Genomic DNA, 23384 nt, shown 5'->3' on the forward strand with positions numbered 1-23384 from the left:
GAAGATGACAAGTTTCTATTTGCTCAGCGATGAACCACCCTTCGACCCTCTCCAAGTAATATCAGAAGGAGGGAGTGACCTGTGCCGCCTGCCATGTGCGTGACGGCGTCATTCTCAGGCCCTTTGGAGACTCCGCCGCCCCGCACCCCCACGAAATTCGATCCGAATTTCCGCACGGTGCAATTCGGGTCTCGCTGTCACAATGTCGTCTCAGGACCGGCGCAATTCTATAACGTCGGGCCCTGTGGCACCTATGCCGAGTACGAGGGCAAATTCTTCATGAAAGAACGCGGCTTCATCTGCCAAAATTGCCATATGCCGGAGGTCGAGCGGCCGGTGGCGACCTGCGGACCTATCCGCCAAGGCCGTCAGCATCTCTGGCGAGGTGGGCACGATCCCGAAATGGTCAAGCGGGCCGTGGCGATTCAAGTCAGCGCGAACCCGGCCGAACCGAAGCCTGGTGAGCAAGTCCAAGTCACGCTGACACTCATTAATGCGGGAGCGGGCCATAAATTACCGACGGGCGATCCGGATCGGCATTTTACCGTCGAGTTTCTGGTGGAGGATCGCAATCAGCAGCCGCTGGAGAGCAAGCAGGAGACGATGGGCCGGTGGATTATGTGGCAGCCGGCGATTGTGGAATTGTATGACAATCGCCTGATGCCGCTGGCGAGCCGCGAGTACTCCTTTACCTATCGTCTCCCGAGGTGGACGGCCTCATGTTAAAGGCGCGCGTCCGCTACCACATTCAATCTGAGCGACAACATCAAATGCTGATCAACAAATATGTATTGACCGAGAAGGACCCATATTGGTTCACGGTCTATGAGCGGGATGTGCCATTGACCGGCAACCTCACCGCTGGTCTGGATCCGGGGCCTGATCCTCGTGTCAGTTGTATGGCCCCTCAGCACACCGGCAAGCAAGGGTTAGGGGGATAGACGAGAGGCACCCTGGGTCTTCCTGACTCTCCTATCATCACCTGACTTCTAGACACTCTTCTCCCTATTAGGTGAGAAGACCGTGGAGTATCATGTCGAACACCATGGAGGTGTAGATGTATTTGCATTGGAGCAAGAAACTGGCATGGGGACTGTTGGTTGGCTGTGGAATTCCCATGATTGTACTGGTCATCTCAGGACTCAGCGATATTGGCATCCTCACTCCTTATCTGATCGGCTGGATGGCGCTCAATTATGTTGGGCTGATTGTGTGGATCGTCATTTGGATGGGGGATCAAGCACGGATGCGGGGGAAAGCGACATGGGCCTGGCTCCTTCCGGTCATAGCCGCACCCGTACCAACTTTGATGATGTTTATTCTGTATCTACTCCGGCCTATGAAATCGTGAGCTGACATGAGACCGTGTTTCCTGCGAGAAAGCGACACACACGTCTAGGGCGTTTTGTATGACATCACCGACGCCCTTTGAAAACGGCTTTGCCTTGGATGCTAACGATAGCGGCGGACTCTCCGGGTACATGCACAGACGTGGTTGGCTAGCGGAGTCAGAGCGCATTGTCGCAACTGAACGGGCAGGCGACGGCAATATGAACTGTACGGTACGTGTGCGAACCTCAAGCCGTACGCTGATCCTCAAACAAGCGCGGCCCTGGGTCGAAAAGTATCCGCATATTGCCGCCCCATGGGACCGGGCCTGCATGGAAGCGCAGTTCTATCAGACCATCGCGTCTCAGCCTGTCCTTTCGGCCAAGATGCCGCGACTGCTCGGGTTCGACGCGAATGCTCGTCTTCTCATGCTGGAGGATTTGGAAGATGCCAAGGATCTGACAACGCTGTATCAAAGCGACCGGCTCAGCTCTCATGAGCTTCAGGACTTAGTGACCTATCTCGTTGAGTTGCACTACAGTTTCACAGGGATGGAAAGACGGGACCGGTTTGCGAATGCCGAGATGCGTACCCTCAATCATCAGCATCTCTTTCAGCTTCCCCTTGATCCTGACAATGGGATTGGGCTCGATGCCATCACGCCCGGGTTAGCACAAGCAGCGACGACATTGCTCTCGGACACCAGGTATCGCGCAACGGTCAAAAGTTTAGGGGAGCGGTATCTCAGTGAGGGCCCTTGTCTGCTGCACGGCGACTACTTTCCCGGCAGTTGGCTGCGCGCTCCCTCAGGCATCAAGATCATCGATCCCGAATTTTGCTTTTTCGGTCCCCCAGAATTCGATGTGGGGGTGCTCCTGGCACACCTGTATCTCGCGGCACAACCAGAGCACCTCTGTGCCGAGGCCGTTGCACTCTATCACTCCGCCACCCCGCTGGACGTTCGCCTCATGCGTCAGTTTGCTGGAGTGGAAATCATGCGCCGGCTCATCGGTGTCGCGCAATTGCCGTTCCGCCAAAACTTGCAGGACAAAGCGCGGTTATTGGCGCTGTCGAAGTCCTGGGTCCTTCAATGATCAGTCTCTGGAGCATTCATATCCCGCTCACGCTGACTATGGCCTTCGCGATGATTGGATTTTCCGCTGTGCTGAGCTTGGCCGAGAACGATCTAAGTAAGACCTCCGTATGGATCGATACGGACCCGTCAGTTATGCCGGGCGGTCATGAGGTCGATGATGGCTTCGCCCTCATCCAGGCCTTTCACTCACCGGAACTTCGGGTCCGTGGGGTCAGCGTTGTATTTGGCAATGCCGCCCTACATGAAGCTCTGCCGATCGCAGAAGAGCTCGTCAGGCGCTTCGGCCCCCCGGAGCTTCCAGTCTATTCAGGGGCTGACGGGCCTCAAGCATTTGGGCATGAGACGCCCGCTTCCCGTGCATTGGTCGCTGCCCTGAGACGGGAACCGATGACCGTGGTCGCTCTGGGGCCGGTAACCAATGTGGCTACCGTCATCATGCGACATCCCGAGGTGGTGCCGAAGATCAAACGGATCGTGGCAGTAGCCGGCCGTCGCCCGGGACAGCGGTTTCTTGCTGGACCGAAACAGGAAAGGCCGTTTCGGGATTTTAATTTCGAACTGGACCCTGAGGCGTTTCAAGTTCTCTTGGACTCGAGAGTGCCTGTTGTCCTTACGCCGTGGGAAATTTCATCTCGTGTCTGGATCAAGAAGCCGGATATCGCCGATATGGTCGCGGCCAATCCAGCATTAGCATGGCTCGCTCAGGCTACGCTGGATTGGCTGACGCTCTGGCAGAACCGTTTCGGAGCCGACGGCTTTAATCCCTTTGATACGCTGGCCATCGGGGTGGTGACCTCACCGTCCTGGTTCGAATGCGATCGGTTGCGCATGGAGATAGCACATCTACCTGACGATGATGCGAGCTCAGGAGTGGGGGAGGCCTCAAGAAAGCCGTATTTGCTTACATCCACACAGGAAGCTAGTAAGCTCGTGACCTACTGTTATCGAGTCTCTCCCGTCTTTACCCGTGATCTCTTGCTGCGGTTGACTACATCTAAATAGCCGTGGCGGGATACAGCCGCTACAGAGCGATGTGGCCGCCCCATGAAGATACCTCTTACGATTCGGTGATAGTAAAAGGTCCCAACGGAGAACACGACAGCACTTGAGTGTCAAATTCCACGAGCACGTAGCCATGCATTATAAGAGATTCTTAATGTCTCTTTCATTGGATTCTCATGTTACGGGCTTACTCTAGTTCTATGAACGATCTGCATGTCCTCCTGAAGCTGGTTTTCCTCTCGCCGACGACCTACTAAATGGGACTGACATCGCCCTTCGAAGGCGACCCCATTCACTGGTCATGAGACTCGAAAGGAAAATGGAGTAAGCATATGCACATTCGGGCTGCGATCATTGACGATCGGCAGCTGATTATCGATGCGGTGACGGCGCTCTTAGGCGACACACCGGATATCTCGGTCGTCGCGAGTACGACAGTTGCAAGCGACCTCTTTCAGTTGCTCGCACAAGCCCCTATCGATGTCCTCATCCTCGATTTGCACATGCCGGGGACTTCTTGGCAGGACATCTTGGGTCGCATCCGACAGGACAAACCCGATCTTCCGGTAGTCGCGTTAACCTCTGCACCAGCCGCCATCTTAAGGTCGCGCGTCTTGGCCGCCGGGGCGCGGGGGTATGTGGAAAAAGGGTATGCCGCGGAAGACCTTCCGCTGGCTCTTCGCGTCGTGTCCAATGGGGACCGCTACACTCCCTCTCATGCGTTCGTGGTGAGCCAAGTCGACGAGGGCCGACTACTGGACGTGAACCACCGCTTTACTAAAGTCTTCGGACACTCCCGAAACGATGTGCTCGGCCGGCGCGCGGAGGACCTCGGGTTGTGGGATGATCTCGCGGTGCGGCGAAAGCTGATTACGGCGGCGGTCAGGCATGGAAGAGTTCAGAGCTATGCAGCGTTTCGTACGAATCGCGCGGTCGTTTGGCAGTCGGAGGTGACGATTCGGACCCTGCGCCAGTCGGCCTATCCCCAGCCCGTGGTCCTCGGAGAAGTTGACGGTTCACCAGCCCCTTCTTCGGACTAATGTACCTGAAGCCGAACTGTTGAGGCATCGCTCGCGGGCTTACGCAACTCGACTATCCTCTGCATGTTTATCGTGCTCACATCGGCAATACCCCTGCTGTAAACCCTCATCGTACACCCGACAGGGGAGATGAATAATCAGCGTCGCGAGAGGATGGGCATGAGATCAGCAAGTATCGGAACACTGGCCAGACTCCATGCGATACAATAATTTGAGTAGCGGAGTGTGCCGCGACGGTGACGGGACCTACAGAGTCAGCGAATCCAGCATCGAAGAAGCCGAAGAAAGGACTCAGCATGATTTGTGAGAAGTGCCAAGGAACCGGGCGTCCGCCTTTGTCAGCATCCCGCGTCGAGATCTGCGAAACGTGTGGAGGGAAGGGATATGTAGATGATCCAGCACGAGTCGAAGACGCACCTCTCACTGGTGCCGGAGGGTTAGAAACGACGAAGCCGCCGCATGAAATCAAAGGCGCCAGGGGCCGTTCGGACGATCCCTTGGACAATGATGGAGGACATTGAGAAGCGCGCCCACCCTCAGCGGTTTGCCGTGGTCCTGCTGTACAGGGCTGTCGCCGGACCCGTCTCATCAAGTAGCGGGCGCTTTTCTATTTTGATTCTCGAGGGAAACCCATGGCTCACGACATTGTGATTGAGATATGGCACCACGGCGGTCATTGGTCCATCAAGAAGAGGGATGATCACTATTGGTATAAGGCCAAAGGCGACGCTGAATGGAAGTCTGGACTACCGCCAGGAATGAAACCTCGGGACGCGATAAGAGCGTTCCGAGCCGGTTAAGTACGGCACGCATGGTCCATGGGCTTTTCTTGTTTGCCCAATCATGCCGTCAGCAGCTTAAACGCATGCATCCATTCATTCCGAAGAAATCCAGGGATGCACCGCAGCATGCAGAGCGGCTCGATCGCGCGGGCCGCCTCCATCTGCCCCATGTCCGCCGTTTCCCAGCCGAACTGATCAAGAATGCCTCGCACGGTCTTCTTCGCCGCCTCGTCATTGCCGCAGATGAACATTGTCGGCGTACCCCCTTTGAACGTGGGATTCACCATTCGGGCATGACCGACGGAATTGAAGGCCTTCACAAAGCGTGCGCGTTCAAACTCGCGCTGGAGGCACTCCATCAATGACTCATCAAGAGTGGTGAAGAACCGCAAGACCCCATTTGTAGGTGGATCGTCTGTGATTGGATTCGTCGCATCGATAACGGGCTTTCCCGCCAGATTCACGGCACCGGCGTCACGCAAGACCTGAGACGCGACCTTTCCCTTGACCGCCAACACGACCACCTCGCCAAACTTCGCCGCATCGACAAAGCTGCCAGTCGTACCCGCAGGGTATTGTCTGATCCAGTCCGCCAGTTTGGCAGGCGTACGCGTCCCCATCATGATGTCATGGCCATGTTTCAGAAACCCGCCGGCCAATGCCTTCGCCACATCACCTGATCCAAGGATTCCGACTTTCATGTTGGTCTCCTCTCATGGCTTGCACCGTCGACCTAGTGCGTTTGTGACAATGACGGCATGCAACGTCTCGAATAATCGTGGATATCATGGCAACTAACTTGCCTTTCGGCAAGATGGGTTTGCGCCTAAGTAGTGGCCAAACACACCTGCCGCGTGGACTCAGGAGGTGAGGAAATCCCGTCAGTAAGAACTCCGCCGCTCCAGCAAGAGCCAACAGAACCGAGTAACGACGACTGACAGAAACACCGATCGTAGTGGATCAGGATGGATCGGGCCGTTCGCTGTATTCAACCCTTCAATCTGCAATGGAAAGGGAGGTCATCATGGGTCTCTTCGGCACAATCCTTGAGAAGCTCGGCTTTGGCGATTCCGCCGCACAGGCTGCTCCACAGGCCGCACCGGCGCAAGAACCGACGGCCCCTAAATCTACGGGACCTGCGCCATCCAATGAGATCGGCGCGGTCGATGTCGTCGCCAAGCTTGAAGGGCTGGCGGCCCAACATAAAGACAAGCTGAATTGGAAGGTTTCGATTGTCGATCTGCTTAAGCTTCTCGGAATTGACAGCAACCTTTCTGCACGAAAGGAACTGGCCACAGAACTCGGATGTCCCCCAGAGAAAATGGGAGATTCGGCGCAAATGAACATGTGGCTGCACAAGACAGTGTTGAAGAAGCTTGCCGAGAATGGGGGCAACATTCCGAAGGACCTCTTAGTCTAGTCGAAAGAGAAGGAGCAATGGGATCACGGACTCGCTGGGCGGCATCCCGATCGGACGCCCGGCCGATCGAGCGAAGTAGCGGATCTCGTCGCCTTTCTCGCCTCTCCGGGCGCCACCTCCATTACCGGCCCCGAATACGTCATTTAGGGCGGCACTGTCCCCACCATGTGATGGTAAGCGGCTGATCGTCGCGCAGTGCGATCTTCTCAAGTGCGCAAGGCATTTTCCGAAAAAAGGTGAGGCTGGATTTCACGCTGAGGTCGTGGAGGATGCGGGGGACCGAGATGCCGATGCCCCATCTCCACCTAAAATGCCGTGCAACCAGCAGGGTGGCTGACGATGGCTTCCACCGTGATCTCGTGTATCGGATCGCGGGGATGAGAGGCGGTGACTGGTTCATGGGGCGTGTGATTCGTAAAGGGACGGTCCCGGCTCTTCTTGTTTCTTCCGGCTCTTCTTGTTTCTTATTGTTAGATTTCCACTGTTGGGCTTTCTATTGGCTCAGCCTTTACCTCAGGTTGGGCCTTGCTGATCTCCGTCAAATCTCCAACACAAGCTGCTTCTGCCACTGCTTCGCCTTTTAATTCAGTAGCCTTTTCAATCTTCGCGAACGGCTCGCCAAAAACTTCCTCATACGTTCGTAAAAATTCATGTGATTTGCGCAATTCCCTAAATAGGGGCCAATCCCTATAGTCGGAAGCTGTTACGTTGCCGCTTTTCCCAATAGCTTTCATACTGTTGCATGCTAATTCGACCTTATCTAGCAACACGGCTACTGAGAGGTGGAACCTGGGATCACATGCACTCCAGTCCTCTGCGTTGAGAAGTTGTTCACAAAGGTCCTGCTGGCCAAGCCATTTATAAGCCTGAGCTCTGTTTATGACGAATGCTCTTCTGGTGACATCACTAGAATGTTTTTTTAGGGTAACGGTGGCAAAGTCTAGAAGAATAGCAGCCAATGTAAATTCTTCTCTTTTAAGAAGATCGAAAGCTATGTCGAGTAAATTATCATCTGCGTTTTCTAAATCCTCCTTCTTAGCCTTTCTCCATAGGACATGGGCAAGCTTTACTGCAATCTCAAATATACAGAGATAAGCTTTTTCGAAATACTCAGGGGTTGCATCGAGCGATGTACCGACACTTATGTTTTGATTCATTACTACAGAATGCTTATTGCAAACAGATAGATATTGATTTGAGACTATGCCGTCACAATGGACGAACAAGTTTCTTCGCTCTGTCAGTTCGATGAAAACAGGCCATACAGAAAGATCTTTTGTAAGGGGGATCTTAAACTTGGCTTGAAGCCATTCAATTTGATCTGCATGGCTAGTTCTAAGGACAGATTCAACTTCTGTTTCGACTATGTAATCCATAGCCTTCTGCAATGAATTCAATTCGACCAAATTTGCAAAGGAAAGACTTCGTTGGCACTCATTTAGTAGTCCTGGTTGAATGTAGAAAAGGCACTTTATAAGACGCCCTAAAAAGGCATCATATTGGCTGATAAGCGAAACGATGAAGCTGCGAGGTAGGATGGTTAGCGCAGTGGTTAAGTGTATAGCTCAAGACTTCATCGGACAGACAGCAAGTCCTCACCGGGTTTAGGCTGCTAACATTTTCTCCTTCGCCAGCGGCACACTGTCCCCAAACGTTTGCATCGGCGTTTTGCCGTAGCACCAGCGGCCTTGATGGGACCGCTGTTCGTTATACTCCCGCAGCCACACGTCCAAATCTGCCTGGAGTTCGTCGAGCGTCCGATAGATCTTCTTCCGGAACACCACACGGTAGAACTCGTTCAACATGGTCTTGTGGAACCGTTCGCAGATCCCGTTGGTCTGAGGATGCCGGGTCTTAGTCCGCGTATGATCGATGTTCTCCACGGCCAGGTACAGTTCATACTCATGGCGTTCGGGTGCGCCACAATACTCCGTGCCGCGATCGGTAAGGACCCGATTCAGCGGAATGTCGTGCTGCTCAAAGAACGGCAAGACCCGGTCATTTAGCAGTTCCGCCGCCATCACCGGTGTCTTGCGGTCGTACAGCTTCGCAAAGCCCACCTTGCTGTACGTGTCGATGAAGGTCTGTTGATAGATCCGGCCCACGCCCTTGAGGGTCCCGACATAGAACGTGTCTTGCGCGCCACAGTAGCCGGGACATTCGCTCTCAAATTCCCCATGGGCTTCTTTGTCCGCCTTTGCCCTCTCCAAGGCCACCACCTGGGCTTCCGTCAGCACCCGCCCGTCTTGGGCGACCTTGGCCTCCAACGCCTTCAGGCGTTTCCGCGTGGTCTCCAGGTCATGCCGCAGCCAGATACCCCGGACGCCGGCCGGTGAAATCGTCAGGGCCTGCTGGCGCAGTTCGTTCGCGACGCGGACTTGGCCCCACGCGGGTTGGTCAATTGCTATCTGGACGATGGCCTGCTCCACCTCCGGGGCGACGCGATTCTTGAGTAGCGGTTTCTGCCGGGAGATCTCTTGTAACGCCGCCTCACCGCCCGTCTCGTACAGTTCTTTGAACCGGTAGAAGCTATCTCGGCTATACCCCATCAGCTGGCAGGCCTTGGAGACGTTGCCCAGTTGCTTCGCCAGTTCCAATACACCCACCTTGGTCTTGATGATCTTCTGCTCCGTGGTCATCGTCCTCGCTCCTTTCTTGAAGGCGAGGACTCTATCTGACTGTCAGTCACTATGCTCTGGAGAGAGTATTGCCTGCAGTGAGAAGGATCAGTACTTCCTGGAAGTCTTCGTTCTACTCATTATGATGGAGGCTTCTATGGCGACCAAGAAAAAGCAGCAGGACGTGGGGCAAGTGCTCTTTGTTGGCATTGATCTTCACCGAAAGAATTGGCATGTCACGGTCAGAACAACGGAGGTAGAACTCTTCCACGGCACGATTCCCGGTCGATGGGATGCGTTGCAGGCCCTCCTCAGTCGTTACCGCCGTGCCGTGCTGCACGTCGTCTACGAGGCGGGATATTTTGGGTACTGGCTTCACGATCGGCTGGTGGCGGTGGGCGCCACCTGTATCGTCACGCCGCCCAGCTTGATTCCTCAGGAGGCGGGCAATCGAGTGAAAACCGATCGGAAGGATAGCCGAAAACTGGCCCTGCTGTTAGCGAAGGGGCTGCTGAAGCAGGTCTGGGTACCAGACGAAGAGGGTCGGATGCACCGACAGGTCATTCGGCGGCGCCGCCAGCTCATTGGCGATCGTGTTCGCACGCAAAATCGCATTAAAGCGGAACTCCGATTCTACGGCATTGAGCTTCCTGAGCCCACAGGGCCATGGACCCGTATTTACCTACAGAACTTACAGCGTCTCCGGTTCTCTACCGCGTGGTTGCAGGACAGTTTTCAACGGCTCTTAGAGGAGTACGAATTCCTCACGGGTCAGATCGTCAAGCAGACCAAATTGCTCCGATCACTCGCAGAAACGGACCGCTATCGATCGCAGGTTCAATGGCTCCGAACCATTCCGGGCATTGGTCTCATTGCGGCGATGGAGTTGCTGTTAGAATTAGGCGACCTGCACCGATTCAGGCACGGCGATCAATTGGCGGCGTATGTTGGGCTGACGCCCTCACAGCACTCCAGTGCGGACAAGGTCCGTATGGGCCGCATTACCCGGTCCGGCAAAAATGCGCTCCGCGGGACGCTCATAGAAGCCGCGTGGCGGTTTCTCACAAAAGATCCCGGGATGCGATCCATTTATGACCGATTGAAACTACGAACAGGTGCGAAGCGCGCTGTGGTCGCTGTGGCCCGTCGTCTGCTCCTGCACGCCAGACGCGTGGTGATCCTCCGGCAGCCGTACCCTGCGTAAGTCCATGGCGCCGAGAAGCCAACTGTGGATTCAGAGGACGGAAGGAGCGTGACTTTATCTGCCTCGTCGGCAGTGACGGGGCGTCTGTCAGTATGCTCCTTCTTCTCATCGATATCCCTCGAATTGATGACCTGTGGTCGGCGTTCCGATCACGAATAGCAGATTGGGAGGGCTTCTCAGGGACCTTGACCTTTGACATAGCAGATTAAGTTCTAGCTTTCACAGGTTAAGTTATCGTAGATTCTCTCGAGTTTATCAGCTGTAGGTGTCGCTTCTCCATTTACTACAAAAGTAGCGACCATCTTACCGTCCTTCTCTTTACTTCCCTTTAGCGTGGCGTGCCTGTGCAAGAACTCAAGAAAATCTGCCCTCGCTCGCTTCCGCGCTTTTTGCATTGTGCCAATTGTAGGATTGACAGATATTCTTAAACTTTCGATCCGCTGAATGAATTTCGAAAGTTCTTCTGCAATTTGGGCACGAGATGGGGTAGGAGAAGACTCTTCGGATTTATCGCTGCCCATTGCATTTGGTACGGGACTATGTTCATCAGCCAAGATGCACCTCACTTTGTACCAATCAGTTTTACCTACTCATGTTATGGCGCGCCTTGAATACGCTCAGATCTTCCGGAGGCGGACGAAGCCTTGGATGCAAGTCATAAGGCTCGAAACAAGGGATCGGATCCTTCTCTTGTTCTCAAAGTTTTCTTGTTTCACAGCCTAGAAGCTCCTGCGCCTATTCTTCTGTGAAGTAGTCGGAGTCAATGCGCTTGAGTTGGTAGGTGGCAGTCGTGGTCGTTCCCAGACAGTGATCTATCATCAACTCGGCAAGCAACCGTCCATCGATCAAAATAACCTTGGGATCTATGGTCTCGACATATCTTTTGGCATCATCTGAAAACTTTCCAGTTGTTATGAAGACTCCCTTCTTGGCTCTTTTGCCGTGCAGCGCGCCGACGAATTTCTGGACGTCGGGTCTTCCGACTGTGCCCTCCCAACGTTTGGCTTGAAGATACACAAGATCAAGTCCGAGTTTGTCTTCTTTTATAATGCCGTCAATTCCCTCATCCCCACTTCCACCGATTGACTTGCCAGCATCTGCACGTGATCCACCGTAGCCCATAGCTACCATTAGATCGACAACAAGCCGTTCAAAGAATTGAGGAGAATTACTGCCAATCCGCTGAACAACCTGGCCAGCAAGATCACTACGAATGCTTTCATATGACTTTTGTAGTGTTTCCTCTGGAGTTTCACCCGGCAATTCCTGTTCATCTTCCTTCGGCAGTCTTGCTTTACTGAACTCAACGAATTCCGGGTACTGATTAAGGATTTTTTTGTCGATGCGTTTATGCCCTACTTTATGAAAATCCAACCCGCGCTGTGTAATATGGAAGTAACCGCGGCGTGAAGATTCGAGGATCTTTGCCTGCACGAAGTAGCTTTTTGCCCAGGCAACGCGATTATCGAACTTCGTTTGAATCCCGCTCGGCAACAGTTCCTTCATATCTGATTCACTGAGGGCCATGGCTTTGGCGATAGCTTCTCGAGCTTCTTGTATAGAATGCTCTTTCCCATCTGCTGAGAAATCAAGCAACGGTCTAAAAAAACTCTGGAAATCTGGCACTGCCATTGACCACTTCCTTTCTGATTTCTGGAACGCAGTAGTCTTGCCAATGATAGCTGTGCTAATGCCGAGCGCCGCCATGTCCCCTGGAACACTTAATACCTTACAACAGCATCGCTATGCCTTCGACCCTGAGGGTTTGTTGTCGGCTCTTGCATCTACTAGAACAACGTCCTTGCATCCAACCAATTTGATTTCTTTTAGTATCCGATTCACCCTTGCAAATTCTTGTTTGGAAAAGTAGACGATGACTTTAATAGATCGACCAGCATCGCTGGCTTTTTCATATACCTGGGTCTGCTTTTCTAAGTTGCGTTTCAGTTGGCTATTTTTCGCAAGCTTAAACTCAACCAGCGTCTTATCCACACTCCCTCTCGATACTTTGAAGTCTACTGGACCACGGCCGTCATTTGCTTCTCTGGTTAAATTTGAGGGAGTTCCAAACCATGTCAATCTGTACATCACATGGAGATCTTCTTCACGTTCAATAGGCCGACCATTTACATAGAAGATGCGATGCCCCCCTTTGTTCTCAACTACATCCTTCAGAAAGGCGACTCTCTGATGAGCCTCATCATAAGTATCGCCTCTAAGATGGTAAAACAGGGTATAAAGTGAGAGGCTTCTTCGTAACTGCTTAAACTGCTCAACGTAAAGTTGCTGTGAGTACGCTACTTTCTCGCTACTAATGCTTTCGGCCTCATCGCCGTGATCCTCTTTGTAGCGGATAAAGACATCTATTAGCACAGGATACTTAAGGATGGTTTCAACGGCAGCCTTCTTCTCTTCTTCTTTCGTCGGAGGTTTGTCTTTGTGCTTTGGAAGGATCCGTTGGAAGTAATTATTAATCTGCGCTCTTAGTTGGTCGTTTGGAATGGCAGCCGGCAGCCGATCGAATTCTTCGATCAAGTCAGTCTTATTAATCCAAGTATCGTCTTTCGTGAAGATGTCTGAGGGTGTTAGCAACACGTAGTCATCGCCTAACCATGGGAGCTCATGTTGCACAGACATCCATGTTTCCGTACCGTAATTGAAGCGAACTCTCTGAACTGTGATGGTTTTGCAAAGACTCCGATCTATGTTTTTCTTGGCAAAGGCCTCGGTGTATTCGCATAGGAAGCCCTTGATTAGATTTGTGGTGAAGTCACTGATATTGTCTCTGCCTACCCTCTCTTTAATGAGGCACAGTTTTTCGAGGTGACTTCCTTTGGTGACTTGTTCCTGACCAAAATTGCTAAAAATCTTATGCAAATTCTCATGGAGTGCCGTGGCGAAGCGAGGACCAAGCCCACTACCTCTGTTTCCAGACTCTGTGAATCCAAGCCATGTCTGTTTGACTTCTGGAAAGGTGAACCAAGCTTTGAGTAAGCCAGGCTCGATTCGATCGCTATCCGACTTCTCTCTTAGAAGTTTTAAGTACTTAATGATGTCATCATGTAACTGTTGGTACGTCGGCTTCGTGCTAGTAAACAGTAGGAACGGATCAATGAATAATGGCAGATCAGTAAGAAGAGACACGTTGAAGGCTCCATACTTCTGGAGCAGCTGTGGGGAAACTTCGAAGTAGTCTGAGAAGTAACCGTCCATTACAATCTTAAGTAGAAATATGGATAGGCTACTGGGCGTGGCGCACTGTGTCAAGCTGACTCAAAGAACCAAGAGAAAAACGAAAAGTATCGAGAGTCCGGTCTTGTCTCTCGAAGGCTTCGGAGGAAAATGAAGGGGTCGACAGCTTTTTCTCATGAGTCTTTCGACCATCCGCTGGACCGCATCGTAGATTCCAAGCGCCCAGTTTCGTCAGCCTACAACCCACGCCTACGCCCCAAAGAATGTTCATAGTCGGTCGCATCATTCATGACGGTGCATTGCAAAATCGCCAACCGCGTCGCGAGGCCCGCAACGCGACGAACAAGTCGCGTCATTTTTGGTGAGGCGTCAGTGTCCTGCGTACGGACTTGCGAGAGGGCGAATGAGAACTACATGTCAGGTTGAGGTTCTCCCAGGATGGACCTACGGGATTCAACTTTCGCTATCAGGGCTCCTCGCGGAACTTGATTTTATCTCGGCCAGCTTTATATCGTCGTTGTGACGATGCGAGGGCAGTGCGACGACCTTCAATGAACAGGACAGTTAAAGCCATTGTTCTGATACTGATCCTGCTCGGCAGTGGTTGCTCATCGCAGGGACGTGTGGGCATCCTTTCCCGAGGGTTCTCTCTTGAGGCGGATGCGGGCGCCTTACTTCAGAACGGCAGGGTTTTTGATGAGTTGGGTGCTGTCCAAGGAGAAGCGTGCCGGCATCTCATTCTTCTCGCGATCCCATGGGGTGGGGGTTCTTTCGGCTGGGGAACGGCCACCGTCTCATATGCGCTTGAGGAAGCCTTGAAGGTCAAAGGTGGTGATGCGCTGCTCAATGTCCAGGTCTCCACGAGCTTATACAACTTTCTCGTCTACGCCTTCACGTGCACAACGATCGAGGGCACAGCCATTCGACTTCATTCCCCCTAAATGCGGATCGCATGGTCGCTCAGACTCGTCCGCAGTCAACTTAAAATTGTCGCCTCAACCTCCTTAGAATAAATACATGTATTTGACCCCTATTAATACTTAATTATAGTGGACTATATAAGCTATCTGGCCCAAAATGGTTCGCGGTTATTGATAACCGATGCCGATATGGAGGGCAGATATGCAGCATCACGGATTTCAGCGGAATTGCCTGTTGCTTGTGGTTCTACTGTGTACGAGTTGTTCCTCTCCGCCCTCCTACCATGATGCCTTCTCGTCTTCGCATCAGGTCCCAGGTAGTTCAGGCGCCGTTCCGGTTGCTCTGGATATCGCCTGGGGGTCCACGCTGGAGGTCCTCTCGCAACAAGGCTTTCTCATTCAGCAGGCCGATACTAAGAGTCATATCATTCTGGCAAATAGAGAGATCCGTGACCAGCAGGATACCGATTTGTCGTATTCGGTCACGTCCACCATTACCCTGGTGCCACAGGCCGAGCAAATCACGCGCGTGATCGTCGCAGCCAACCAAACGACCGAACTCCACAAAAAAGAGTATCGCTGGTGGAAGCTGCTCTGGCTCGTTCCACTGATCCCCTATGGCACGGACTACACGACCGTTGTGGTGAACCGCGATACGGTCCGCGAGCCGCAGTTCTATCAGCAGTTTTTTAACGCACTGAAAAGTACATCGGAGCAGAAACAGCCTGCCGCTCTACGGCCCACTCAGTAAACAACTCGATCAGACGTGGACAGCGCGCCTGCGAGTGTCATGGAAACGGCACGGGACATGGACCCGCTAAGGGTCGCGCATCGTTACTCTTCACGGCCAGCCCGGTCACGGGATAGGCGACAAAAAGCACTTTCTTCGTAGCGGATCGTGATTTCGTTCCTCAGTTCGCCTTTAGACCGTTGATCGAATGCGCCGTACGGATAACCCAAGCGCCGGTTCGACATCACATCTCCTTGAGATATTCGTGCACGAATCGGACCGCCATTGCGCCTTCGCCGACCGCCGACGCGACGCGCTTGACAGAATCGGACCGCACGTCTCCGGCCGCGAATACGCCGGCGCGGCTTGTCTCGAGTAAGAATGGCTGCCGGTGCCCGCTCCAGTGAGAAGACTGCGCCAGCGCTGCCCCGGTCCGGATGAATCCCTGGGCGTCCCTCTCGATCTCCGAGGGCAGCCAGTCGGTCCGCGGCACGGCACCGATGAAACTGAACACCGCCGGTGTCTCGACAGTCCGCTCCTGTCCCGTCTTGCTGTCGAGAATGTCGACCGCGTTCAGGTGGCCGTCGCCGCGCATGCGCTGAATCGTCGCATTGTAGAACACCTTGATGTTGCCGGTCTGTTCGATCCGCTTGGCCAAGTAGCTCGACATATCCTTGTACAGATTATCCCCACGAATCAGGAGCAGCACCTGCCCGGCGTGTTGGGCCAGGAAGACCGCGGCCTGGCCGGCGGAGTTACCGCCACCCACCATCACGACCTGCTGCCCCTGGCATAGCTGTGCTTCAGTCACAGTGGCCGCATAGTAGACGCCCCTCCCCTCATACTGCTCGCATCCTTCGACAGCCAGCCTGCGGTAATCGACCCCGGTCGCAATTAACAGACACTTGGTGGTGACTGTTTCGCCTCCTTCGAGACGCACAACAGGGTAGGTCTTGTCGAACATTAAGCCGCTTACCGGCGTGGCGATGGCGAGGCGTGCACCGAACTTGTTCGCTTGGATGATGGCGCGGTCGGTCAATTCACTCCCGGTTACACCTGTCGGAAACCCCAGATAGTTCTCGATCCGCATGCTACTCCCCGCCTGGCCTCCGGGCGCTGTGCGTTCGAGCACCAGAGTCCGGAGCCCTTCGGACGCTCCGTAGACCGCGGCCGCGAGTCCGGCCGGGCCGCTCCCCACCACGGTCAGGTCGTACACCGCCTGCTCAAGTGGTTGGCGAATCCCGATTCGGTCGGCCAGTTCACCGTTCGAGGGGTTCCGGAGGAGCAGCATGGTGCTGCAGGCCACGACGGGTGTGTCGGCTTCGGTCACGCCGAATTGCTTGAGGAGCCGATCCACTTGTGGATCGGTTTCTATGTCGACCCAGGTGAAGAGCACGCGGTTCTTGGCGAGGAAGTCGCGGACCCGGAAGGTGTCCGGAGAGTACCGAGAGCCGATGACCCGTAGGCCGGTAAAGTCCGGAGACTTGCGCAGCAGTTGTCGGCGCGCGATGAACGCTTGGAGGATGATGTCGCTGAGAGCGGGGCACTGGTTCAAGACCCGCCTGAGCACATCCCCTGAGATTTCGTACACCTGAACATCGCCTCGCGCCACCCCACTGACCACGGATGGATTGCCGGTCAGGTGCGAAATATCGCCGGTGAATCCGCCCGGGCGATGGACCGTGACTGTCTTTGGTACGTCGCCGGAGTAATCGACGATCTCGACCTCGCCCGACTTGATGACATGAAATTTGAAATCTCGTTGGCCGACCGCGAAGAGTGTTTCTCCATTCCGGTACGATTGCACGGTGGTCGAAGTACACCGGCTCAGTTGGGCAATTTGATCGTCGTCGAGCGTCGGAAAAGCAATGGATTGAAGATCATGGTCCGCCATAGCTATCCCCTTTCATAACATTGCTACGGTGAGCACATCGTCGACACCTCTTCGCCAAATATCCATGTGATTCTAATCCATCAGTGTTGGGTCTGCATGCATGATAATACAACCGGTGCCTCGACAGAGGTCAATCCTTGCCTCTTGTATCGGGCTGGTTTGCCAACCGGCTGACCATTGCGTCATGCAAATAAAAGAGGTCCACCCCTTTGTTCCTCCCAAGCAGAACTAGCAAGCGCCGTCGGCGGTCCGCAACTGGCGCATCGACTAACCACAAATACCAATTTACAACGACACCGAATGTGGGATTCTAAAGTTAAAGAATTTGTAAGTGATGAAAAAAAGAAAGACCATTGCCTGTCCTAATGTGAAATGCACGGTCCTATTTTGACAGATTGGACTCCGTCCTAATTTCAGTGCATTCGAGAGAGGCGGATCAACGCCCTTAGAGGTCGCACCGGATTTTTGAACAGGGGGAGGTGTACTTCGGCGAACGGGCCGTCGAGACACCGATTGTGGCGTAGATTACAATGACCGCCAAAGGCTTCATCACGGGATATTCGGGGAGTACCGAACCATGAAAGTTGAGAGAAAGATAAAGGTTCTGTTCATCGCAGGTTTTGGTCCAATTGTTCGCGAGACGGCCACAAGTCGCAAACTCTACAGCGAAGCCCTCGGCATTCCTTTCACAGAGGAGAGTGGTGGGTATCTTCATACCGAAGCTCTTCGGGGCGCAAAAACTTTCGCCTTGTGGCCTCTTTCCCAAGCGGCGCATTCGTGTTTTGGTAACGATTCATGGCCTGCAGACATTCCTGTCCCACAAGCATGGCTGGAGTTCGACGTTGATCACGTAGAAAACGCAACGGCAGATCTCGAATCGCAGGGATATCGAGTTCTTGTCAAGAACAAGAAAGAGCCCTGGGGCCAAACTGTCACTCGTCTCCTCTCTCCCGAAGGATTACTGGTCGGCATCACTTTCACTCCTTCGATGCGGAAAGACACATAATGCATGACGCAAATGCGGCGGCAGACCGAACTCGAAGACCATTGACGAAAGACGCAGAGCAGGAGGCCATCGTTATCAACCGCTCAGGCAGATCCATTTATCCCGAAGAGCAACCTGTCCAAACAAGCGGAGCCACCTCTCTCCCCCGTACGAGGACGAGCTATGTGACGAGTCACTGGACGAGTCGGAGTCGCAATTGAAGAGGAGGAGTGAGCACTATAAGCCGATATGCGGGGCGAGACACCAGACATCAAGGAAAAGCCCGGACGTTTCCAATTTTGGGTACTGCTTTTGGACTGGGACGGTATCCATAGGAGTCCCTTTGAGGCTATTTATCTCTTCCACCGCTGTGCTAGCCATTGGATAGGTCCCTCGATCAGTTAAGGAGTAATCTTCACGATAAGGCTGATTCCTTTTAGGATACAGCTCGCAGGCATAGGCCGTCCCATTTTCTTAGCAGCTTAATCATGTGTGCGCGGGCTCCAAAACGCTTGGCTAATCAATGGTGACGCGGCAAGCCGCCTCACGACGGCATCCAACTCCTCACGATCGACTGACGTCGCGGCTAGAGTCGCTTCCATTTCAACTTCTTCGTGACCGAACGCATGGACATGGAGGTTCTCCATCGGATGGTTGCTTCGCTTGAGTTCTGCTTCCAGCAGCGCCAAGGCTTCCTTCTGACGCTCGTAGTGAGCAATCACGTAAACCACGTTCGTAACTTCGACCGACGTATCCAACGGCTCGCGGTTGATTGCATGAACGATGGGGCGCAAGAACGTATTGGCCGCGAGCACAAAGCCTGTGCCTGCGGCAGCCTCCAGTATCAGATCGGCCCCCGCACAGGCGCCAATTGCCGCTGAACCCCACAGCGTGGCAGCCGTATTGAGACCGCGGACATTCCCTCCCTCCCGCATGATGACACCAGCCCCGAGAAAGCCGATGCCGGACACCACATAGGCCATCACATGAACGGCACCATCGTGGCCGTGCAGCCGGTTCGCCGTATCGACGAACACCGCTGCGCCCACAGCCACAAGCACATTTGTGCGCAGGCCTGCCGTGCGCTGCCGATATTGGCGTTCCAATCCGATCAGTCCGCCTAAGACAAAAGCCGTGGCGATACTGAGCAGCGTGTCCAATAAGGATGTCAGATTGATGTTTTGGATGGCTTCCATGCGCGGTCCTTACTGCCAGCCAAAGCGCCGGATGGAGAAGTCTTTGATCGCCTGCGTGAGACTCATGTAGCCCACAAGAATCACTGGCAGGCAGACAAAATAGAGCGGCCGGCAATGGTTGCAGCTTAAAGTACCCAGCCTATGGTCCATCGGGAGGAATACCCCCACGTCATGATGGCGATCGGCATGGCGATCAAGGCATGGCCGAGCGGCTTTGGATCAACGGACGTTTGGCGTCCGAATCATGTGCACGATCAGCGTCTGGGTTAAGAGCCCGATGAGAACCCGACCCAACTGAAACCAGCTTTGGGTCTGCACCGTGTTGGCGTGAAACAGAAGCCACATCATAGCACAACTGCGAGGGGGCAAAGGAACGCGCTGACCAGGGTGGGTCTATGCGCTGCGCGTATTCACGTGCTCGGGTCGGACTCCGAGCCCGATCAGGCGAGCCGGGATGCGTGTGAGAAGTGGACATCGCGCGAGGAGCCGAATGGGAAGTGGCGGTGAAAACCTCTCCGTAGCGCGAAGCACGCGCTTGATGACGCGATCCTGAATGAAGAGCTGCGCGCGTTGCGTCACACGAGTCGGCCATTCGCGCCGTTCCTGGACCCGGCGCAAGTCCTCAGTCGTGGGCCGACCCGCGCGCAGCGGCGCGGCCAACAGATTTGCCGCAGCCACCGCGTCTTGAATAGCGAGATTGATGCCGACGCCGCCGACCGGCGACATGGCATGCGCCGCATCACCGAGACAGAGGAAGCCCGGCAGATACCAGCGGCGCAATCGATCCACCTGAACGGTGAGCAATTTGATCGCCTCCCAGTCTTGGAGTTCCCCAACACGATCGGCCACAAACGGCGCGAGATGCGCCACGCCCTCGCGGAAGGCCGGCAGCCCTCGTGCATGAAGTTGCTCCCGGGAGCCCTTCGGAATGACGAACCCACACTGCCAGTACTCGCCCCGGTTCAGCATGATGAAGATCCGGCCGATGTCAAAACGGCCTATGGGATCTTCCGGATCGCCAGATCGCCGCGGGAGCCGGAACCACAGCACGTCCATCGGCGCGCCGAACTCCTCCACGGGCAAGCCGGCCCGTGCCCGGACGACCGAATGCCGTCCATCCGCCCCCACGACCAGGCTCGCGCGTATCTCCAACGGGCCGTCCGCCGTCTGCGCCCGCAATCCTACGATGGAGCCCGCGCCTTCGATGAGGTCGGTAACCTCAGCCCGCATCCGCAACTGAAAGGTGGGATACCGCGCACCCTCCTCGGCGAGAAAGTTGAGAAAATCCCACTGCGGCATGAAGGCGATGAAGCGGCACCGCGTCCGCAAGTGTGTGAAGTCCGCCACCGTCAGTGCCAGATCGCCGAACTGCCCCTTGATCCGTGTCACTTTCTGGTGCGGCAACCTCAGCAATCGCTCCAGCAGCCCCAGTTCATGCATCAGCTCCAGCGTGGACGGGTGAATCGTGTCTCCGCGGAAGTCGCGGAGGAAGTCGGCATGTTTCTCCAAGACCAGCACGTCGACGCCGGCGCGAGCCAACAGCAATCCCAGCATCATGCCGGCCGGACCGCCGCCCGCGATGCAGCAAGGCACCGACACCGTCTTCACAGTCACATGGACCTCCACTTGGAGGAGGAAGAACGACCAAGAGGAAGGCTACTCTTTGCTGAGGCACTCTACAAGAAGTCCTGGGAGAAGGCTCGCTACACGGCGCGACATAGTTGCAGGAAGCTTTTCATTTCTGAAGACCCCGACGTCGCCGCGAGGCAGTCAAAGCAGCAGGCGACGGACCCTTTTATCATCGCCGATTCAAGGCAAGTTTGCGTGTCCTTCTCATTCTCAACGACAACGAGGCAACTAGAACGAGAACCCCGCTGCCCACTAGCATGGCGCTTGTTGGCTCTGGTACGGCCGTAATCGAAAAGTCTTGTGGCGCTCCAAATGTGCCGTCGGGGAATATTGGCCTGGCGGTGCCGATCAGTAGCTCGTAGCCGCTTCTGCTGCTGTACGGAGCCGAAAACACTATCTGCGAGCTCACGCCTTGTCCCGCCACGGGTATTGCGAGGCTTCCGCCATTTTCTGCGATGTAATCATGTGCCAACGTGCCCGTAGCAATGGCCGCTGGCAAATTAAACGTGGTGTCATGAAAAAAGGCGCCGCTGACGTCGGTGTATAACTTCAGAGCGGTCAAGTCATAGCCAAATTGAGTGGAAGTATTCGTGATACTGAACTGCGCGTAGACATTTCCAGCATCGGTAAAGACGAAGGGCCTCACCGTAAATGGTAAAGCGGCCGTATTTCTTAAAAATGAAAAACCCCCGAGCTGCTCTTCATTGCTTTGGTAGTGGCTTGTCCCAGGCGTCGCGACAATATTGAAATGCTGCGTCAATGATGAACCAATCAGGATAGACAAACTGTCTGCATGGGTCAGCGGAGCGCTTGGAGCAAACGATGCCCTGCCGGTCGAATCCGTTGTCCCTGTGCCAATGGGAAGCGACGTCGGAGGGTATCCGGCCCTGTTTGCAAATATGTCGATGCTGTTTTGCGGCCTGAGGGGATCGATAACGGTGACTCCAGAGACCCCCGGACCGTCGATGGTGACAGCAATTCGATCAGCGAACACAAGAGAGGGCATGCTGACAAGGGCAAGTCCGATGGCAGTCGCTAAGGATCGTAGAGCCCCTGGGACCCATACGGTTCTTAACCGAATGCGAATACGCTCACCAGCAATCATAGCCTTCCTCCATGATTGTGATCGCGGTGCAGGCAAAGTTGAACATCGATCCTTTGGCTGGTTGCAGAATTAGTACCAGCCCCGTGAAACCTTTCCATGATCATGGAAATCAAAGAGATGGACAAGAGGACGCCGAGAAGGTGTCAAGACAGCATGCGTATTAAGCAGTACTGTACGATTGCAAATGCGCTTGCTCTAATCAACGATTTTCCATGGTTTTCAATATGAATATAGAGGGAGGGCCTGGTCCGCGTGCGCAGATCGGTTGCTGCTTCGCCGTCAACTTTCCTGACATGCCAACATGGCATCAAATGTATCTACTAGCGTGAATCTTCTGCGATGACTAAGGCAGGAAAGCATGCTGAAGATCACTCGCCGTTTGCGCGATGGCTTGATCCAGGGCCAGCTGGGTGGCCCAGCGTTCCAGAGTTCCAGGAGTTCGGCCGGCACGACTCAGGACCACTGATTGAAATAATACTTCCCCGCTCTCGAGGTTCACGAGCTTACTTGTGATCGTGATCTGCGCCGCCTCGGGATCATTGCGGTATGAATGGATCTCGAAGAACAATAACGCGTCCAGACCGAGCAGCCGCGCGACTCGTAATGCGCGCTCTTCGATCAGACCGGCACGTAGTTCCTGTTGCTGAACGAGTAGCAGGTGATCGAGTTGCTGCCGCTCCAGAATATGCAGCGCAGGGCGGATGTCCCGGAGGCGAAAGACAATCCCTTCAAGTCGGAGGTAGCCATCGACTATGGATCGGACCGATACATTCGGGTGGAATACGGCAAGGTATTGCACATGAGCGGGAATCGATACGGTATGGGGGGCGCTGCTCCAGACCTGACTTGTCGGTATAACGGAACGAACCTGGCAGGCCATCAGTGGCAAGGTTATGACCAGGCAAGGCAGGAGTTGTCCCAGCCGTCGAGGTTCCATCCCTCAGCCTTACTTCTTTAGGCAGAGGCTAGAACAGAACCAGACTCCGAGCAATCAGCCATGCACGGACGTACTGATCCCTAGAAAGTCGGTGTCCCGCAGTCCCTTCTCTATGGAACATCTTTGCTCTATGGAACATCTTTGCAATCGGTCGTGTTCAGTGAGCACGGCTACACGAATTTTCACAGGGACTACACATCATTGTCCTTGTCGACCGAAATACCCGCTCGTCAGAAACCAGCGGCCGTGACTCAGTGCATCATAAGGTTTATCATACTGACAGGGTAACCGTCCCTGGTGCACTC

22 protein-coding genes and 2 pseudogenes are annotated in these 23384 nt (G+C 54.3%); 12 read left to right on the forward strand and 12 right to left on the reverse strand.

Features of this window, described 5'->3' with window-relative positions; genetic code table 11:
* Window positions 1-81 precede the first annotated feature (81 nt).
* The 6 genes from ACWHYZ_RS21280 to ACWHYZ_RS21305 all read left to right on the forward strand — a co-directional run bounded on the left by ACWHYZ_RS21280 (window position 82) and on the right by ACWHYZ_RS21305 (window position 4467).
* Window positions 82-726, forward strand: a complete 645-nt coding sequence (locus tag ACWHYZ_RS21280; RefSeq protein WP_447984669.1) for a hypothetical protein — start codon at window positions 82-84, stop codon at window positions 724-726.
* Complete coding sequence (locus ACWHYZ_RS21285) at window positions 720-941, forward strand: hypothetical protein (RefSeq protein WP_447984670.1); 222 nt, start codon at window positions 720-722, stop codon at window positions 939-941. Before ACWHYZ_RS21280 ends, ACWHYZ_RS21285 begins: the two co-directional genes overlap by 7 nt.
* A gap of 116 nt (window positions 942-1057) precedes the next feature.
* Window positions 1058-1351 (forward strand): hypothetical protein, encoded by a 294-nt coding sequence (locus ACWHYZ_RS21290; protein WP_447984671.1) that lies wholly within the window; start codon window positions 1058-1060, stop codon window positions 1349-1351.
* A gap of 58 nt (window positions 1352-1409) precedes the next feature.
* Window positions 1410-2423 (forward strand): phosphotransferase, encoded by a 1014-nt coding sequence (locus tag ACWHYZ_RS21295; protein WP_447984672.1) that lies wholly within the window; start codon window positions 1410-1412, stop codon window positions 2421-2423.
* On the forward strand, window positions 2420-3427 hold the full coding sequence (locus ACWHYZ_RS21300; RefSeq protein ID WP_447984673.1) for a nucleoside hydrolase: 1008 nt from the start codon (window positions 2420-2422) through the stop codon (window positions 3425-3427). Before ACWHYZ_RS21295 ends, ACWHYZ_RS21300 begins: the two co-directional genes overlap by 4 nt.
* Before the next feature lie 332 nt (window positions 3428-3759).
* The gene (locus ACWHYZ_RS21305; protein ID WP_447984674.1) at window positions 3760-4467 is read left to right on the forward strand and encodes a response regulator; all 708 of its coding nucleotides are present in this window, start codon (window positions 3760-3762) and stop codon (window positions 4465-4467) included.
* Between the two features lie 841 nt (window positions 4468-5308).
* On the opposite strand, the gene ACWHYZ_RS21310 is transcribed toward ACWHYZ_RS21305, so the two are convergent.
* A complete protein-coding gene (locus ACWHYZ_RS21310; protein WP_447984675.1) occupies window positions 5309-5950 on the reverse strand; it encodes an NADPH-dependent F420 reductase in 642 nt (213 codons plus the stop codon).
* 323 nt (window positions 5951-6273) lie between these two features.
* On the opposite strand from ACWHYZ_RS21310, the gene ACWHYZ_RS21315 reads away from it, so the two are divergent.
* Both ACWHYZ_RS21315 and ACWHYZ_RS21320 read left to right on the forward strand, forming a co-directional pair.
* The gene (locus ACWHYZ_RS21315) at window positions 6274-6669 is read left to right on the forward strand and encodes a DUF3597 domain-containing protein (protein ID WP_447984676.1); all 396 of its coding nucleotides are present in this window, start codon (window positions 6274-6276) and stop codon (window positions 6667-6669) included.
* Window positions 6670-6691: 22 nt separating this feature from the next.
* Window positions 6692-6816, forward strand: a pseudogene (locus tag ACWHYZ_RS21320) (short-chain dehydrogenase); the annotation flags it as partial.
* 323 nt (window positions 6817-7139) lie between these two features.
* Here the strand turns inward: ACWHYZ_RS21320 and ACWHYZ_RS21325 are convergent.
* Window positions 7140-8045, reverse strand: a complete 906-nt coding sequence (locus ACWHYZ_RS21325) for a hypothetical protein (RefSeq protein ID WP_447984677.1) — start codon at window positions 8043-8045, stop codon at window positions 7140-7142.
* A 228-nt stretch (window positions 8046-8273) separates the two neighbouring features.
* The gene (locus ACWHYZ_RS21330) at window positions 8274-9308 is read right to left on the reverse strand and encodes an IS481 family transposase (RefSeq protein WP_447982970.1); all 1035 of its coding nucleotides are present in this window, start codon (window positions 9306-9308) and stop codon (window positions 8274-8276) included.
* 136 nt (window positions 9309-9444) lie between these two features.
* On the opposite strand from ACWHYZ_RS21330, the gene ACWHYZ_RS21335 reads away from it, so the two are divergent.
* Complete coding sequence (locus ACWHYZ_RS21335) at window positions 9445-10491, forward strand: IS110 family transposase (protein WP_447982971.1); 1047 nt, start codon at window positions 9445-9447, stop codon at window positions 10489-10491.
* A gap of 212 nt (window positions 10492-10703) precedes the next feature.
* Here the strand turns inward: ACWHYZ_RS21335 and ACWHYZ_RS21340 are convergent, their stop codons facing one another.
* From ACWHYZ_RS21340 to ACWHYZ_RS21350, 3 genes are all read right to left on the reverse strand, one after another.
* Window positions 10704-11045 carry a hypothetical protein gene (locus ACWHYZ_RS21340; RefSeq protein WP_447984678.1) on the reverse strand — a complete coding sequence of 114 codons (342 nt, stop codon included), beginning with the start codon at window positions 11043-11045 and terminating at the stop codon, window positions 10704-10706.
* A 181-nt stretch (window positions 11046-11226) separates the two neighbouring features.
* Window positions 11227-12198 (reverse strand): restriction endonuclease, encoded by a 972-nt coding sequence (locus tag ACWHYZ_RS21345; RefSeq protein ID WP_447984679.1) that lies wholly within the window; start codon window positions 12196-12198, stop codon window positions 11227-11229.
* A gap of 36 nt (window positions 12199-12234) precedes the next feature.
* A complete protein-coding gene (locus ACWHYZ_RS21350) occupies window positions 12235-13704 on the reverse strand; it encodes a hypothetical protein (protein WP_447984680.1) in 1470 nt (489 codons plus the stop codon).
* Between the two features lie 530 nt (window positions 13705-14234).
* Between ACWHYZ_RS21350 and ACWHYZ_RS21355 the strand changes: the two genes are divergently transcribed.
* Complete coding sequence (locus tag ACWHYZ_RS21355; RefSeq protein ID WP_447984681.1) at window positions 14235-14624, forward strand: hypothetical protein; 390 nt, start codon at window positions 14235-14237, stop codon at window positions 14622-14624.
* Window positions 14625-14805: 181 nt separating this feature from the next.
* On the forward strand, window positions 14806-15354 hold the full coding sequence (locus ACWHYZ_RS21360) for a hypothetical protein (protein ID WP_447984682.1): 549 nt from the start codon (window positions 14806-14808) through the stop codon (window positions 15352-15354).
* 223 nt (window positions 15355-15577) lie between these two features.
* Here the strand turns inward: ACWHYZ_RS21360 and ACWHYZ_RS21365 are convergent, their stop codons facing one another.
* Entirely contained in the window at window positions 15578-17227 is a 1650-nt protein-coding gene (locus tag ACWHYZ_RS21365; RefSeq protein WP_447984683.1) for an FAD-dependent oxidoreductase, read from the reverse strand.
* 577 nt (window positions 17228-17804) lie between these two features.
* Between ACWHYZ_RS21365 and ACWHYZ_RS21370 the strand changes: the two genes are divergently transcribed.
* Complete coding sequence (locus tag ACWHYZ_RS21370) at window positions 17805-18233, forward strand: VOC family protein (RefSeq protein ID WP_447984684.1); 429 nt, start codon at window positions 17805-17807, stop codon at window positions 18231-18233.
* Window positions 18234-18694: 461 nt separating this feature from the next.
* Here ACWHYZ_RS21370 and ACWHYZ_RS21375 read toward each other — a convergent pair whose 3' ends face one another.
* From ACWHYZ_RS21375 to ACWHYZ_RS21395, 5 genes and pseudogenes are all read right to left on the reverse strand, one after another.
* Window positions 18695-19408, reverse strand: coding sequence for an MgtC/SapB family protein (locus ACWHYZ_RS21375; RefSeq protein ID WP_447984685.1), 714 nt, complete (start codon window positions 19406-19408; stop codon window positions 18695-18697).
* A 9-nt stretch (window positions 19409-19417) separates the two neighbouring features.
* Window positions 19418-19759 (reverse strand): annotated as a pseudogene (locus ACWHYZ_RS21380) (magnesium-translocating P-type ATPase); the annotation flags it as partial.
* 42 nt (window positions 19760-19801) lie between these two features.
* Window positions 19802-21022: an FAD-dependent oxidoreductase gene (locus ACWHYZ_RS21385; protein ID WP_447984686.1), complete on the reverse strand. Its 1221-nt coding sequence runs from the start codon at window positions 21020-21022 to the stop codon at window positions 19802-19804.
* A gap of 184 nt (window positions 21023-21206) precedes the next feature.
* Complete coding sequence (locus ACWHYZ_RS21390) at window positions 21207-21821, reverse strand: hypothetical protein (RefSeq protein WP_447984687.1); 615 nt, start codon at window positions 21819-21821, stop codon at window positions 21207-21209.
* Between the two features lie 664 nt (window positions 21822-22485).
* The gene (locus ACWHYZ_RS21395; protein ID WP_447984688.1) at window positions 22486-23079 is read right to left on the reverse strand and encodes a hypothetical protein; all 594 of its coding nucleotides are present in this window, start codon (window positions 23077-23079) and stop codon (window positions 22486-22488) included.
* Window positions 23080-23384: the final 305 nt, after the last annotated feature.

The sequence above is a fragment of the Nitrospira sp. Nam74 genome, from assembly GCF_965152615.1.